The sequence below is a fragment of the Pseudomonas sp. RA_15y_Pfl2_54 genome (genome assembly GCF_963971015.1).
GTDB lineage: Bacteria > Pseudomonadota > Gammaproteobacteria > Pseudomonadales > Pseudomonadaceae > Aquipseudomonas > Aquipseudomonas baetica_A.
Map to the genome: position 1 here is coordinate 101833 of NZ_CAXAPN010000017.1, position 14526 is coordinate 116358.

Annotated in this window: 12 protein-coding genes; 8 read left to right on the top strand and 4 right to left on the bottom strand. The window is 60.4% G+C overall.

The features are described 5' to 3' along the window. Window positions 1–86: 86 nt before the first annotated feature. Window positions 87–1823, bottom strand: coding sequence for an IlvD/Edd family dehydratase (locus AACY50_RS14490; protein ID WP_339538762.1), 1737 nt, complete (start codon window positions 1821–1823; stop codon window positions 87–89). A 194-nt stretch (window positions 1824–2017) separates the two neighbouring features. Here AACY50_RS14490 and AACY50_RS14495 point away from each other — a divergent pair, with 194 nt between their 5' ends. From AACY50_RS14495 to AACY50_RS14530, 8 genes are all read left to right on the top strand, one after another. After that, a complete protein-coding gene (locus AACY50_RS14495) occupies window positions 2018–3340 on the top strand; it encodes an MFS transporter (protein ID WP_339466132.1) in 1323 nt (440 codons plus the stop codon). 99 nt (window positions 3341–3439) lie between these two features. Beyond that, complete coding sequence (gene araD1, locus AACY50_RS14500; protein WP_339538764.1) at window positions 3440–4432, top strand: AraD1 family protein; 993 nt, start codon at window positions 3440–3442, stop codon at window positions 4430–4432. Window positions 4433–4441: 9 nt separating this feature from the next. Beyond that, window positions 4442–6022: an aldehyde dehydrogenase (NADP(+)) gene (locus AACY50_RS14505; RefSeq protein WP_339538765.1), complete on the top strand. Its 1581-nt coding sequence runs from the start codon at window positions 4442–4444 to the stop codon at window positions 6020–6022. Between the two features lie 166 nt (window positions 6023–6188). Then, window positions 6189–6500, top strand: a complete 312-nt coding sequence (locus tag AACY50_RS14510) for a DUF5629 family protein (RefSeq protein ID WP_339466136.1) — start codon at window positions 6189–6191, stop codon at window positions 6498–6500. After that, a complete protein-coding gene (locus AACY50_RS14515) occupies window positions 6487–7662 on the top strand; it encodes a lactonase family protein (protein WP_339538766.1) in 1176 nt (391 codons plus the stop codon). The genes AACY50_RS14510 and AACY50_RS14515 overlap by 14 nt, the downstream gene beginning before the upstream one ends. Before the next feature lie 156 nt (window positions 7663–7818). Further along, window positions 7819–7998, top strand: a complete 180-nt coding sequence (locus AACY50_RS14520; RefSeq protein WP_339433186.1) for a hypothetical protein — start codon at window positions 7819–7821, stop codon at window positions 7996–7998. A gap of 252 nt (window positions 7999–8250) precedes the next feature. Continuing rightward, a complete protein-coding gene (locus AACY50_RS14525; protein WP_339433185.1) occupies window positions 8251–8463 on the top strand; it encodes a hypothetical protein in 213 nt (70 codons plus the stop codon). After that, complete coding sequence (locus AACY50_RS14530; RefSeq protein ID WP_339433184.1) at window positions 8460–8717, top strand: hypothetical protein; 258 nt, start codon at window positions 8460–8462, stop codon at window positions 8715–8717. The genes AACY50_RS14525 and AACY50_RS14530 overlap by 4 nt, the downstream gene beginning before the upstream one ends. A gap of 11 nt (window positions 8718–8728) precedes the next feature. On the opposite strand, the gene AACY50_RS14535 is transcribed toward AACY50_RS14530, so the two are convergent. Genes AACY50_RS14535 through AACY50_RS14545 form a run of 3 tightly spaced genes read right to left on the bottom strand, consistent with a single transcriptional unit; the run spans window position 8729 to window position 14192 of the window. Continuing rightward, complete coding sequence (locus AACY50_RS14535; protein ID WP_339433183.1) at window positions 8729–9313, bottom strand: glutathione S-transferase; 585 nt, start codon at window positions 9311–9313, stop codon at window positions 8729–8731. Beyond that, the gene (locus tag AACY50_RS14540) at window positions 9310–12951 is read right to left on the bottom strand and encodes an SbcC/MukB-like Walker B domain-containing protein (RefSeq protein ID WP_339538768.1); all 3642 of its coding nucleotides are present in this window, start codon (window positions 12949–12951) and stop codon (window positions 9310–9312) included. The genes AACY50_RS14535 and AACY50_RS14540 overlap by 4 nt, the downstream gene beginning before the upstream one ends. Then, a complete protein-coding gene (locus AACY50_RS14545) occupies window positions 12948–14192 on the bottom strand; it encodes an exonuclease SbcCD subunit D C-terminal domain-containing protein (protein WP_339538769.1) in 1245 nt (414 codons plus the stop codon). The genes AACY50_RS14540 and AACY50_RS14545 overlap by 4 nt, the downstream gene beginning before the upstream one ends. Window positions 14193–14526 lie beyond the last annotated feature (334 nt).

A 14526-nucleotide genomic window follows, 5' to 3' on the forward strand; every position in this document is an offset into this window, starting at 1 on the left:
TGGGAGCGGGCTTGCTCAAGAAAGCCCGCTCCCACAGGGGGATGCATTCCAATGCAGGCGCTGGCGAAGGCTGCGATTGTTTGTTTTTAATGGGAATGGCGCGGCACTTCAGCTCCACGGCAGCCGACCAGGAAGTCGAAATCGCAGCCCTGATCCGCCTGCAGCACATGGTCGATGTACAGCTGACGATAACCGCCCACCAATAATTGCTGCGGCGGTTGCAGGTCAGCCATGCGCGCGGCCAGTTCGGCGTCCGGAATGTCCAGGTGCAGACGCCCGGTGGCGCAGTCGAGTTCGATCCAGTCGCCTTCTTTCACTGTGGCCAGGGGCCCGCCGGCGGCGGCTTCCGGGGCAACGTGCAAAACGACCGTGCCGTAAGCGGTGCCGCTCATCCGTGCGTCAGAGATGCGCACCATGTCCGTCACACCCTCGGCCAGCAGCTTGGCCGGCAGGCCCATGTTGCCGACTTCAGCCATGCCCGGATAACCCTTCGGCCCGCAGTTTTTCATCACCAGAATCGAGTTGGCATCAACATCCAGTTCTGGGTCGTTGATCCGCGCCTTGTACATGTCGAAGTTCTCGAACACCACGGCACGGCCGCGATGCTGCATCAACGCTGGCGTGGCGGCGGACGGTTTGAGCACGGCACCAAGAGGTGCCAGATTGCCGCGCAGTACGCAGATGCCGCCGTCAGCACGGATCGGATTGTCGAGGGTGCGAATGACCTCGTCTTCGCCGTAGATCGGCGCGACTTTGGTGTTCTCGCCAATGGACTTGCCGTTGACTGTCAGCGCGTTCGGATGGGGGATCAGATTGGCCTCACCGAGACGGCGCAGCACCGCTGGCAATCCCCCGGCGTAATAGAACTCTTCCATCAGAAAACGCCCGGAAGGTTGCAGGTCGACGATGGTCGGCATGCCGCGACCGATGCGCGTCCAGTCGTCCAGTTCCAGTTCGACGCCGATGCGTCCGGCGATGGCTTTCAAATGGATCACGGCGTTGGTCGAACCGCCGATGGCGGCGTTGACGCGAATCGCGTTTTCGAAGGCTTCCTTGGTCAGGATCTTCGACAGTTTCAAATCTTCACGCACCATTTCCACAGCGCGCATGCCGGACATGTGCGCCAACACGTACCGCCGCGCATCTACCGCCGGGATGGCCGCGTTGTGCGGTAAGGAAGTGCCCAGTGCTTCAGCCATGCAAGCCATGGTCGATGCGGTGCCCATGGTGTTGCAGGTGCCCGCCGAACGCGACATGCCGCCCTCGGCTGCGAGGAAGTCGTCCAGGGTGATGGTGCCGGCCTTGACCTGCTCACTGAGCTGCCAGACCACGGTGCCCGAGCCGATGTCCTTGCCTTTGTGCTTGCCGTTGAGCATCGGCCCGCCGGTGACAACGATGGCCGGCACATCGCAACTGGCCGCGCCCATCAGCAGCGCCGGAGTGGTTTTGTCGCAACCGGTCAGCAACACCACGCCGTCAATCGGGTTGCCACGAATGGCTTCTTCGACGTCCATGCTCGCCAGGTTGCGTGTCAGCATGGCGGTGGGACGCAAGTTCGATTCGCCGTTGGAGAACACCGGGAATTCCACCGGGAAACCACCGGCCTCGATCACCCCGCGTTTGACGTGCTCCGCGATCTGGCGGAAATGCGCGTTGCACGGGGTCAGTTCCGACCAGGTATTGCAGATGCCGATGATCGGCTTGCCATGAAACTGGTGGTCGGCGATGCCCTGATTCTTCATCCAGCTGCGGTACATGAAGCCGTTCTTGTCGGCCGTGCCAAACCATTGGGCCGAGCGCAGGGTGGGTTTCTTATCAGACATGATCGATTCTCTTATTGTATGACTATAGTGTTCGAGCTGAGGCTTAACATAAGCGCAAATTAGGCGGTTTGGAAGTGGTTGTTGGGTAATTAGTATTACTATATAGTCGTTTTCGACGGAGGGATGGTCCTGGCGGTTTTCCGTGAGAGGCGTCCCCCGAGGTTCTATAAAAACAACAATCGGAGACCGATCCCATGAGCCAGGAACTGCGGCTTATTCGCCGCATCACGCTGAAACTGATCCCCTTCCTGATCCTGCTGTACCTGATTGCCTATGTGGATCGCTCCGCCGTCGGCTTCGCCAAACTGCACATGGGAGCCGACATCGGCATCGGTGATGCGGCTTATGGCCTCGGTGCTGGGCTGTTCTTCATCGGCTACTTTCTGCTGGAAATCCCCAGCAACCTGATGCTTGAGCGTTTCGGCGCGCGGCGCTGGTTCGCGCGGATCATGATCACCTGGGGCGCCATCACTATCGGCATGGCGTTCGTCCAGGGCCCACACAGTTTCTATGTCATGCGCTTTCTGCTCGGTGCGGCAGAAGCGGGGTTCTTTCCCGGCGTTCTGTACTACATCACCCAATGGTTCCCGGTGCGCCATCGCGGCAAGATTCTTGGCCTGTTCATTCTTTCGCAGCCCATCGCGATGCTGATCACCGGCCCCGTCTCCGGCGGCCTGCTGGGGATGGACGGCGTCCTCGGGCTGCATGGCTGGCAGTGGCTGTTCATCGTCATCGGCACCCCGGCAATCCTGCTGACCTGGCCGGTGCTGCGCTGGTTGCCGGATGGCCCGGAGCAAGTGAAGTGGATGGATCAGGCCGAGAAGGACTGGCTGACCCGTGAGCTGAAAAAAGATCTGGAGGAATACGGCCAGACCCGTCACGGCAATCCGCTGCATGCGCTCAAAGACAAACGCGTCTTGCTGCTGGCGCTGTTCTATCTGCCGGTGACCTTGAGCATTTATGGCCTCGGCTTGTGGCTGCCGACGCTGATCAAACAATTTGGCGGCACTGATCTGGTGACCGGTTTCGTGTCATCGGTGCCGTACATCTTCGGGATCATCGGTTTGCTGATCGTGCCGCGCAGTTCAGACCGTTTGAATGATCGCTACGGCCATCTGGCAGTGCTTTATGTGCTGGGCGCGATAGGTCTTTTTCTCAGTGCCTGGCTGTCGATGCCAGTGGCGCAGTTGGCCGCGCTGTGTCTGGTGGCGTTTGCGCTGTTTTCCTGCACGGCGGTGTTCTGGACCTTGCCGGGGCGCTTCTTTGCCGGCGCGAGTGCAGCGGCAGGGATCGCGTTGATCAACTCGGTGGGCAATCTTGGCGGTTACATCGGGCCGTTCGTGATCGGCGCGTTGAAGGAATACACCGGGAATCTGGCGTCGGGCCTGTATTTCCTCTCGGGGGTGATGATGTTCGGGTTGGTCCTGACCGGTGTTGTGTATCGAGTGCTTGAGCGCAAACACGTACTGCCCGTTGACCAGTTCGCCGCCAGCGCACGCGGCGCTACCCGAACCTGAATCTAAAGAACAGCACAGAACCCATGTGGGAGCGAGCAAGCCCGCTCTCACAGTGGTTCGGCGTGGTTTTCAACATTTGTGCTCTAAAAGGAGAAGAACATGCATCTGGTGCAATTCGAATTGAGTAACGGCGAGCGCCGCGTCGGTGTCGTCGACAAAGGCGTGGTGCGCGAAGTGCAGGATACCCGCACCGTGCGCGATCTGGCGCTGGCGGCCATCGAAGCCGGCGGCACGCTGGAGCAGCAAGTGCAAACCCTTGGCCTGGGTATCAGTCATGACTATGCGCAGTTGCTCAACGAGCTGCGCATCCTGCCGCCACTCGATCACCCGGATCCGGCCCACATGCTGGTCAGCGGCACCGGCCTGACACATCTGGGCAGCGCTTCGGCCCGCGACAAGATGCATCAACAGGCGGGCGACGAAGCCGCCATGACCGACACCATGCGTATCTTCAAATGGGGCGTTGAGGGCGGCAAGCCGGCGGCAGGGCAGGCCGGTGTACAGCCGGAATGGTTTTACAAAGGTGACGGCAGTATCGTCGTGCGCCCGGGCCAGCCATTCCCGTTGCCGCCGTTTGCCGAGGATGCCGGCGAGGAACCGGAAATGGCCGGTCTTTACATCATCGGTCCTGACGGCAAACCCTATCGCCTCGGTTTTGCGGTGGGCAACGAGTTCTCCGACCACGTCATGGAACGCAAGAATTACTTGTATCTGGCGCACTCGAAATTACGCAGTTGCAGTTATGGTCCGGAACTTCGCGTCGGTGAACTACCCCAACACTTGGCAGGCACCACTTGCATCCTGCGTGACGGCGAAGTGTTGTGGCAAAACGAATTCCTCAGCGGCGAGGCCAACATGTGCCACAGCCTGGCCAACCTCGAATACCACCACTTCAAATACAGCCAGTTCTTGCGTCCGGGCGACGTACACATTCACTTCTTCGGCACCGCGACCCTGTCGTTCGCCGATAGCATTCGCACGCAGCCGGGCGACGTGTTCGAGATCAGCCAGGCCGAATTCGGCGCACCGCTGATCAATGGCATCACACCGGTCGCAGCAGCATTTGAACCGGACAGCATCGGCACCCTTTAAGGAGATCCCATGACTCAGATTCTCGGTCACAACTACATCGGCGGTCAGCGTAGCGCGGCCGGTAACGTCAAACTGCACAGCGTTGACGCCAGCAGTGGCGAACAACTGCCCCACGATTTCATTCAGGCCACCGAGCAGGAAGTCGACGCCGCCGCCAAAGCCGCCGCTGCCGCGTACCCTGCTTATCGCAGCCTCAGCGCTGAACGCCGGGCGCAGTTTCTCGATGCCATTGCCGATGAACTCGACGCCCTCGGTGATGATTTCGTCGCCCTGGTTTGCCGCGAAACCGCGTTGCCGGCCGGGCGGATTCAAGGTGAGCGCGCACGCACCAGCGGGCAGATGCGCCTGTTCGCCAAAGTGCTGCGCCGTGGCGATTTCTATGGGGCGCGGATCGACCTGCCGCTGCCGGAACGCCAGCCAATGCCGCGCCCGGATCTGCGTCAGTACCGCATTGGCCTCGGCCCGGTGGCGGTGTTCGGTGCGAGCAATTTTCCGTTGGCGTTTTCCACGGCCGGCGGCGACACCGCTTCGGCTCTGGCCGCCGGTTGCCCCGTGGTGTTCAAGGCCCACAGCGGGCACATGGCCACCGCCGAGCGGGTGGCCGACGCGCTGATTCGCGCGGCGGAAAAAACCGCCATGCCGGCCGGCGTATTCAACATGATCTACGGGGGTGGCGTTGGCGAATGGCTGGTCAAGCATCCGGCGATTCAGGCGGTGGGCTTCACCGGTTCGCTCAAGGGCGGTCGTGCGCTGTGCGACATGGCCGCCGCACGCCCGCAGCCGATCCCGGTGTTCGCCGAGATGTCGAGCATCAACCCGGTGATCGTCTTGCCGCAGGCACTGGCGGCACGCTCGGAGAGCGTGGCGCGTGACCTCACCGCGTCGGTGGTGCAGGGCTGCGGTCAGTTCTGCACCAACCCGGGTCTGGTGATCGGTATTCGCTTGCCGCAATTCACTGCCTTTGTGCAGCAGGTCGCGGGGCTGATCGGCGATCAACCGGCGCAAACCATGCTCAACGCAGGCACCCTTGGCAGCTATGGCAAAGGCTTGCACAAGCTCTTGGCACATCCTGGCATCGAGCATCTGGCCGGTAATCCACAGCAGGGCACTCAAGCGCAGCCGCAATTGTTCAAGGCTGATGCCAGCCTGTTGATCAACGGCGACGAAGTGTTGCAGGAAGAAGTGTTCGGCCCGACCACGGTGATTGTTGAAGTGGCCGATCAAGCGCAGCTCGGCTTGGCGTTGAACGGTCTTCACGGGCAACTCACGGCGACGATCATTGGTGAACCTGCTGACTTCGAGCGCTTCCCCGAACTGACGCCGCTACTGGAACAGAAGGTCGGGCGAATCCTGCTCAACGGGTATCCGACCGGTGTCGAGGTGTGTGATTCGATGGTGCACGGCGGGCCGTATCCGGCCACGTCCGATGCGCGCGGTACCTCGGTCGGCACGCTCGCGATTGATCGCTTCCTGCGCCCGGTGTGCTTCCAGAATTATCCGGACAGCTTGCTGCCCGAGCCGCTGAAAAACGCCAATCCGCTGCGTATCCAGCGCCTGGTTGACGGTAAGCCATCGCGCGACGCCCTCTAAACCCACCCCCAATCCCCTGTGAGAGCGGGCTTGCTTGCGAATGCGGTCTATCAGAAACATATGTGTAGACTGACACGCCGCGTTCGCGAGCAAGCCCGCTCCCACAAGGTTCTGCTGCGACAATCAGCTATCATTGGCGCTTTCCCCCCTAGAAAGACTGTTTGCCATGACTGCCCAAACCCTTCTCAACGCCCTCGAACACTGCGATATGGTCGAAATCGACGGCTTGCATGCCTTCAAATTCGCCCTCGATGAAGACGATAACCTGCACATCGAGTGCATCGATGGCCGAGCGGCCAAGCATTGGGAATTCACGCCGGCGCAGGTTGAAGCGGCAACGTTTGACGAAGACCTGCAGAGCTGGCTGATCATTGGTTTTGCCAGCGACACCAAGACAACCGGCGAACATCGCCTGGTCTGCCTCGGCGACGTCATCAGCAGCAGCGACGACGAGGATGAAACTGATGAAAATGCGTAAGTTCTGGCCTCTGTTGATGGCTGGCAGCGTCGGCGCGATGGGCCTTTCCACGGCCTCTGCCGAAAGCTCCCAGTTGCTGGTCGGTTCCTACACGGCGGGCTCCAGCCAAGGCATCTATCGAATGAATTTCGACAGCGCCACAGGCCAGATCGATGCCAGGCCGCTGCAAGTGGTCAACAGCGAAAACCCTTCGTGGCTGACCGTTTCCAAAGACCAGAAACGTCTGTTCGTGGTCAACGAAAACGGCCCCGGCCAGAAGGATTCAATCGGCCGCGTCAGCAGCTACGCGATTGATCCAAAGACCCAAGCGCTGAGCCTGATCAATCAGGTGCAAAGTCTGGGCAACGAGCCCACCCATTCGAGCCTCAGCGGTGACGCCAGCCACCTGTTTGTCAGCAACTATTCGGTGGTCGAAGATCCGGGCGGCACACTGGCGGTGTTGCCCGTCGACAGCGACGGCAAGCTCAAACCAGTGGTGCAGATGAGCGGCCACCCGGCGAGCCGGGTCAATCCCGAGCGTCAGGCGTCCAACCACGTGCATTCGACGGTGTCCTCGCCGGACGGTCGCTATGTGTTCTCCAATGACCTGGGCGCGGACAAAATCTTCATTTACCAATTCGACCCGAAAGGCAATCCGGAGCTGCCGCTGACTGCGGCGAAAACCGCTTCGGTATCGTTGCCGGCCGGCAGCGGCCCGCGTCACCTGTTGTTCAGTGCTGACGGCAAGCATGCCTGGCTGACCATGGAAATGAGCGCGCAGGTTGCGGTCTTCGACTACAACGACGGTGTGCTGACCCAGACGCAAATGATCGACCTGGCGGCCGGGCAGCCGATTTCCGACAAGGCCGCCGCCGCGCTGCACGCGTCCGCTGACGGCAGATTCCTCTATGTCAGCAACCGTGGCACCGCCAATCAGTTGCTGGTGTTCGCTATCGACCCGGCCAGCGGCCAGCTCAAAGAGTTGCAGCGACGCTCGGTGGAAGGTGATCACCCGCGCGAGTTCAGCCTCGACCCAACGGGCAAATTCCTGCTGATTGCCAACCAGAAGAGCAACGAGATTGTGGTCGTCGAGCGCGATGGCAAGACCGGTTTGCTTGGCAAAACCGTGCAGAAACTGCCAATGGACGCCCCGAGCGACCTGAAGTTTCTGACGCGACAATAAGCCACAGGCCCCGGTTTACGGGGCCTGTCTCTTTGTATCAATCGCGCTGATAACAGCTAATGCTACAAAGCATTTCAAGCAAGCAACCGTCGAGCGTTAAGTTTGCTTCACAGCCCAGCCGGGCAAGCAAGCCAACCGAATACGAGGGTTACCGCCATGAACTTCAATCTCTTCTCTGTCATCGCCGCTTCCGCCATCTCTGCCACTGTTGCATTGCCTGCCAGCGCCCACGCTGACGTCAGCAGCAAAAAATCCCACACCCAGAGCTACACCCAGAAGTACCTGCAACAAAGCGCCAATTTCTACGCTGCCCTGGATCACAAAGCCCAACACTGAAAGTCTGCACGCCCAAGGGCTGCCGAAGGCTGCGATTTCTTGATCTTGTTTTTCAAAAGCAAAATCAAGAAATCGCAGCCTTCGGCAGCTTCTGTGCGTGTGTGTTTTGCAACACGATAGGTTTTATTCAACGTCGAGATAGACGGGCTAAATGATCAATGAAGCTGATGGTTACTATGGGAAACCCTGAGTGGTGGCTGCAGCTTTTTTGATTGATTCTGTTGGCACTGAAACATGCCAACGGAGAACACCATGGCCAGCGCAATCATCACTTCTGCCAAACGCGGCGCCTACCTGGTCATCGGTCTTTACCTGGCCGTGGTGCTGGTCGTCAGCGTCACATCGCAAATGGAACACCGTTTCGACGCACCGATTCAAGTTGCCCATCCCGGCATTCAGTTCGAACTTCGCTCGCAAAACGTGACGGTCGATCAGGCCGAACTCGCAGGAGTGGGCGGAGCATGAAAGGCTACAGACTCTGGGTCATCGCCGGTCTGGCGTTCCTGATCAATGGTGCTTCATTACTGGGGATTGGCCAGGGCTCGGTTGGCGCGCTGGCCCGGGCCATAGAGGCCAATCACAACATCGCGCACAACATTGAGCGCGCCAATACGCTGGGGCTGATGGCAGGCAATCCGCCGATCAAAGTCTCGGCCGATTTTCTCGGCCCCTTTGAAGTGGATTGCTCGGCACTCGGGATGTGCCAGGCTCTGGCCTGAACCCGGGTGCTTTATTTCCTCATGATCGAGGTAAAGAGGTCAGATTCGAGAAAGCGCTGCAACCACACTTGCAGCCGCACGTAAGGCGTCTGCGCGAACCACTCGCGATCAACATGGGCGAATTGGCGAACGAATGGAAACAGCGCCACATCCGCCAGGCTTGGATGATCCGCCAGCAAGTAATCACGATCCTTGAGCAACTCATCAAGCGTGTGCAAGAACAGCATCCCTTCAGCCCGATACGCCTCCATCGGCTGTTCGGGATAACGCTCGGCGTACTTGTAGCGATTCAAGTGAACCTTGAATACCTGATCATTGGCTTCGATCAGCTCGGCAATTCTCGAATCACCCTCCAGCCGCCAATCCTGCGGATCATTGTGCGCCAGTGCCCAGCGCATGATCTCCAGGCTTTCATCGATCACCCGGCCATTTGCATCCAGCACCGGCACCGTGCCCTTGGGTGAGAGCACCAGCATCTCGGCCGGTTTGGCCTTGAGGCTGACTTCAACGATCTCCACCGGCACGCCCGAATAGCGCAGGGCCATCCGCGCCCGCATCGCATACGGGCAGCGGCGGAAGGAATAGAGCGTGTTCATTTCACCTCCAGCGTGCTCAAACCGTTCCCTTGGCGCAGTACCTGAATCTGCACCGGGATTCGCTCATGCATTTCCTGTACGTGGGAAATGACCGCGACTTTACGGCCCTGCGCCTGCAAGCCGTCGAGGGCGTCCATCGCCAGTTGCAGGGATTGCGGATCGAGACTGCCGAAGCCTTCGTCGATAAACAGCGATTCGATCTTCAAGGTGCTCGATGCCATTGACGCCAGCCCCAACGCCAGCGCCAACGAAACGAGGAACGTCTCACCGCCGGACAACGAATGTACCGAGCGCAGTTCGTCGCCCATTTCCGTGTCCATCACCAACAGGCCGAGCATGCTGCCGCCGCGTTTGAGGCGATAGCGTTTGACCAGTTGCCGCAATTGCACGTTGGCGTGGTGCACCAACAGGTCGAGGTTGTACGCCTGAGCGATCTTGCGGAAAGTGTCGCCAGTGGCCGAGCCGATCAACGCACTCAGACGCGCCCAGCGCTGGTATTCGGCATAGGCGTCGGCGATCTGCTGCGCCAAGGCCTGATTGGCGTTCTGTCGGCGCTGGTCTTCGGCCTGTTCGGCACGCAATTCGGCGCATTGCTGCTCGCTGACGTTGAACTGGTTTTGCAGGTCGGCGAGGGCGCTGGCCAATTGTTCGGCATCGAGATGGGCGTTGTGCTGGGCCTGATGATCGAGCAAACGTTGATTGCGCTCCTGCAACAGCACGTTGGCCTGTTCGATGGCTTTTTCATTGATTTGCAAGCGTTGGCGCAGCTCAGAAAGTTGCGCATCGTCGACGCGCAGCAGGTCTTCGAGCCCGCCGTCATCCAGTTCGGGGTGACGGGCGCGCCAGTCGGCAATCTTGCCGGCCAGATCCTGATGTTCACTGTTCAGCGCCTGCAAGCGTTCTTGCTGCGCGTTGAGTTCGGCAGCGGTCTGCACCAGTTGTGTGCGAACGTCCTGCAGTTCCCGGGCCGTGCCGGTTTCGGCGTTGCGCGCCTGCTCCACGGCCTGTTCCAGTTGCTGTTGCCACTGTTCGGCGCTGGGGTGTTCGCCGAGCAATTGCGCGAGTTTTTGCTGGCAGGTTTGTTGCTGCTCGGCCAGCGCAGTGAACTGCTGTTCGGCGGTTTGCAATTGCTGGGCGCGCAGTTGCTGACGATCCTGTTCTTTTTCCAGCGTCTGCTGGCGTTGTTGTTGTTCGCCCAGCTCTTCCTTTTGCTGATCGATTTGCGCCAGGCGTTCGGCAATTCGTCGGTCGAGTTGCATGAACGTCGCCGCCGGCTCAAGGCGCAAGGCTTCAAGGGTGTCTGCCGGCAACAAATGGCTGAACGCCGACAACTCTTCGTCAAGGCGCTGACGGTCGCTGCCCAGTTCTCGCTGCTGGTTACTCAGCAACTGTGCGGCCTGCTGATGCGCGGTTTCGGCCTGACGCAACTGCTGAGTCAGGCGCGCGGCGTCCTGTTGCAGGGCGAGCAGGGCGCTTTGGCGTTGTTCGTCCTGCGCGATGCTTTGGTTCAACTGCTCGTTTTGCCGGTTGAGCCAGGCGTCGCGTTTGTCGGCGTCTTGGTTCATCAACTGCGCCGCTTGCGGATGAGCGTTGAGGCTCGGCGCGAGGGCATGTTGCTGGTCGGCCAGTTGTTCCTGTTGCTGCAGCAGTTCCTTTTGCTGAGCAATGACCCCGCCGACTTCGGCGCGCAACTCCGTCAGTTTTTCCTTGAGCTGATCGACCACCTGCTGTGCGTTGGCCTGTTCGCTTTCATCGTGTTTGCCGAGGCTTTGCAGCAACGCTTCGGGCTGGTGATACGGATGCTCGTTGCTGCCGCACACCGGGCACGGCTGATCGTCCTGCAACTGCGCGCGCAGCTCTTCGACACTGGCGCTACGGGCAAGACGCTGGCGTTCGAGCAGTTCGCGGGTGACGTTGAGGGTTTGCTCGGCGACAGTCAGTTCAGCTTTGGTCTTGACCCCGTCCTGGGTCAGGCGCTCGCGTTCCTGTTGGGCCTTGAGCTGGCGCTGTTGCAGCTCGGCGCCGCGCTTGTCCAGATCCTGGCGGGTGGCCCACAGGCGCGACAGGTCTTCAATGGCACGCAGTTGTTTGCGGTTGTCCTGTAACAGATTACCGAGGATACCGATCTGCTCGGCGACGGCATCGGGTTCGGCGCCGGCCTCTTTGAACAGCACTTCCAGTTGCTGCTTCTGCGACGTCAGTTCTTCGGCGCTGCGGCTGGCGGTTTGTTCGAGGCTGGCCAGTTCAGACTGGCCCTTGTTCAAGCGGTTGCCGATCAGCATCAACTGTTGCAGGCGATCGCGGTAGGCATTCCACGCATCACTCAACGGCGCCAGCTCGGCGCTCTGTTCCAGCTCGGCGGCGATTTTCTGCAGGCGTTCAGCGACTTCGGCCTGTTTCGCCTGCAACGCTTGAATGGCGCTCTGGCCTTGTGTGCACGCCTGTTCGGCAGACTGTCGGGCCTCTGCGCTGAGGGCGGTGTCCTTGGCGAGGCGAGCAAGGGTGCTTTGCTCTTCGAAAGCCTGACGCAACAACGGCGCACTTTCGCTGTGTCGCTGCTGCGCTTCGCTCAGGGCGACTTTCGCCGTATCGAGCGATTGTTCCAGTTGCGTCTGGCGTTCGCCGAGTTCGCCTTGTTGCTGGGTGTGCGCGGCAATCTGGGCCGCCAGCGGCGTCAGTTGCGCGTCGAGTTCAGACTTGCGCGCGAACTGGTGACGTTGCGGCGCGAGTTGTTCCAGGCGCGTCAGCTTCAGGCGTTCGCTGGCCAGAGCTTCCCACTGTTGCTGCGCACTCTGCAATTGCTCGGCAGCCGCTTGTTGCTTGTCCTGTAATTGGCGCAATTCCTTGAGCCAACTGTGCTGCTGCTCCAGTTGCTTGAGCTGCGCTTGCTGCAACTTCAATTGCTGCTGGGCGGCGTTGAAACGCTCATCCAGTTCAGCCCGGGCTTCGGGCGGCAGCGGCGTGACGCCGGTGGCCTGATCCTGCAGCAGCTTGTGCGCTTCGCGGGCCTCTTTGGTCTTGTCGAACGCGCGGCGGCCGAGGCGGGTGTAGAGCGCGGTGTCGGTGAGTTTTTCCAGCAGTTCGCTGCGGTCGTTGTCGTCAGCCTTGAGGAACGCACTGAACTCGCTCTGCGCCAACAGCACAGCGCGGGTGAACTGTTCGAAGTTCAGGCCCAGCGCGGCTTCCAGTTGAGTCTTGTATTCGCCTTTCTGGCTGGCGAGCAGTTGATCCTGATCGATATCGCGCAGGCTTTGCCGACTGGCTTGTAACTTGCCGCCAGCCTTTTCCCGCGCACGATTGGCTTCCCAGCGCGCGCGGTAACGACGGCCATCGACACCGACGAAATCCACCTCGGCGTAACCTTCGCCGGTGCCACGGCGCAGCAGAGTGCGCGGGTCACCGGTGGCAATTTCGCCGTCGGCATCCGGGACTTTGGCGTCACGGCCGGTGTTGTTCAAGCGCGGCACGGCGCCGAACAGCGCCAGGCACAAGGCATCGAGCAGGGTACTTTTGCCGGCGCCGGTCGGCCCGGTGATTGCGAACAGACCGGCACTGGCCAGGGGTTCAGCGGTGAAGTCGATCTCGAAGGGGCCGGCCAGCGAGGCCAGGTTCTTCAAGCGAATGGCGAGAATCTTCATGGCTGCTCGCCCTCCATTTGCACGTCTTGCAGCAGTTCGGCGAAGTCCTTGAGCGTCTGCTCATCCACCTCGTTGCCGTAGTTGTCGAGCCAGGCGCGGCTGAACAATTCCTGCGGGGTAAGTTGATCGAGTTCGATCAGCGCCGTGCCTTCTTGCGCGCCGTCAGCGCCACGGTTGCCGGCGTACTCGGCGGCGATCCGCACCAGGCGCACGGCTTTGCCTTGCAGGGCGCTTTCCACTTGGTGGCGCAGGTCTGGCTGCGGCTCGTCGAGAGTCACGCGGACTTCAAGCCACGGCTGACGCTGGGTTTCGGCGAGCAGATCGATGTTCGGCAGGTCCGCCAGTTGCAGCAGAATCTCTGCCAGCGGCGCCGGGCCGATGCGTTGCAGGTTGACCGAGCGCGGGATCAGTTTCGGCTCGACGCTGACCAGGGTTTCGCCGTCGAGGGTGATGTCGAGAATCTGGTGCTGATAGCCGATCTCCGAGAACGACAACGGAATCGGCGAGCCGCTGTAGCGGATGCGTTCCTCACCGTTGACCTTCTGCGGCTTGTGCAAATGGCCGAGGGCGACATAGCTGATACTCGGCCCGAACAGGCTGGCGGGCAGGGCTTCGGCATTACCGATGATCAGGCTGCGCTCGGAATCTTCCGACACCGAACCGCCGGCCATGTGCGCATGGCTGATTGCGACCAGCGCCTGACCCGGCTTGCGCTTGGCATTGGCGGCTTCGATCAGCCATTCGTGAACCTGGCCGATACCGCGTAGGTAGTTGTCACCCAGATGCGCGCCAGTCACCTCGGCCGGACGCAGGAACGGCAGCGCCAGGCACCACGCGGCGATTTCGCCTTGGGCATTTGGCAGTGGCAGCAGCAGACGTTCGGCATCGAGCTGGCCGTCATCCAGCCACAACACCCGACCCAGCGCATGGGTACGCAAACGCCGCATCAACGGTGCCGGCAGTTCGATCCGCGAGCCGGAATCGTGATTGCCGGCAATCATCACGATGGTCAGCAACGGCTGCTGCTCGTGGGCGCTGACGATGAAATCGTAGAGGCGTTCCTGGGCTTTGACCGGCGGATTGACCGTGTCAAAGATGTCCCCGGCAATCAACAGCACATCCGGCTGCGCCAGTTTCAGTTGGCGCAGCAGCCATTCGAGAAAGCACGCATGCTCGAAATCGCGCTCCTGGCCATGCAGGTTTTGCCCAAGGTGCCAGTCGGAGGTGTGAAACAAACGCAAGGTGGACTCCGCTACAGATAAAGAGGTGATGGCCGCAGGAAAATGATGGGCGGCTAAAGAGGGGGGAGTTTACAGATTATTGCGGCGGGAGGGCTTGTTGTGGATGCGAGTGCTTGCCAACGGAGTGCTGGGTTTGGCCCTCATCATTAGTCAGTAACAGTCGGCGGATGCATCTATTAATTGACGCCAAAATAGTGGCCATCTAATATCGCGCCACTAATTTGATATCAAAGCGCTAGCAGTCTCGCCTTACTCTTGTTTGCTCTCATCGGCGCCAAGGTGCGGGCCTGTTGGAGCAGCTGCGCTTGGCGTCAATCCCGTATTCCTGCCCGCT

What these genes read in the sequence shown, in the direction of transcription:
- AACY50_RS14490 (WP_339538762.1), bottom strand. Translation starts at nt 1,823, where the DNA reads ATGTCTGATAAGAAACCCACCCTGCGCTCGGCCCAATGGTTTGGCACG.
- AACY50_RS14495 (WP_339466132.1), top strand. Translation starts at nt 2,018, where the DNA reads ATGAGCCAGGAACTGCGGCTTATTCGCCGCATCACGCTGAAACTGATC.
- araD1 (WP_339538764.1), top strand. Translation starts at nt 3,440, where the DNA reads ATGCATCTGGTGCAATTCGAATTGAGTAACGGCGAGCGCCGCGTCGGT.
- AACY50_RS14505 (WP_339538765.1), top strand. Translation starts at nt 4,442, where the DNA reads ATGACTCAGATTCTCGGTCACAACTACATCGGCGGTCAGCGTAGCGCG.
- AACY50_RS14510 (WP_339466136.1), top strand. Translation starts at nt 6,189, where the DNA reads ATGACTGCCCAAACCCTTCTCAACGCCCTCGAACACTGCGATATGGTC.
- AACY50_RS14515 (WP_339538766.1), top strand. Translation starts at nt 6,487, where the DNA reads ATGAAAATGCGTAAGTTCTGGCCTCTGTTGATGGCTGGCAGCGTCGGC.
- AACY50_RS14520 (WP_339433186.1), top strand. Translation starts at nt 7,819, where the DNA reads ATGAACTTCAATCTCTTCTCTGTCATCGCCGCTTCCGCCATCTCTGCC.
- AACY50_RS14525 (WP_339433185.1), top strand. Translation starts at nt 8,251, where the DNA reads ATGGCCAGCGCAATCATCACTTCTGCCAAACGCGGCGCCTACCTGGTC.
- AACY50_RS14530 (WP_339433184.1), top strand. Translation starts at nt 8,460, where the DNA reads ATGAAAGGCTACAGACTCTGGGTCATCGCCGGTCTGGCGTTCCTGATC.
- AACY50_RS14535 (WP_339433183.1), bottom strand. Translation starts at nt 9,313, where the DNA reads ATGAACACGCTCTATTCCTTCCGCCGCTGCCCGTATGCGATGCGGGCG.
- AACY50_RS14540 (WP_339538768.1), bottom strand. Translation starts at nt 12,951, where the DNA reads ATGAAGATTCTCGCCATTCGCTTGAAGAACCTGGCCTCGCTGGCCGGC.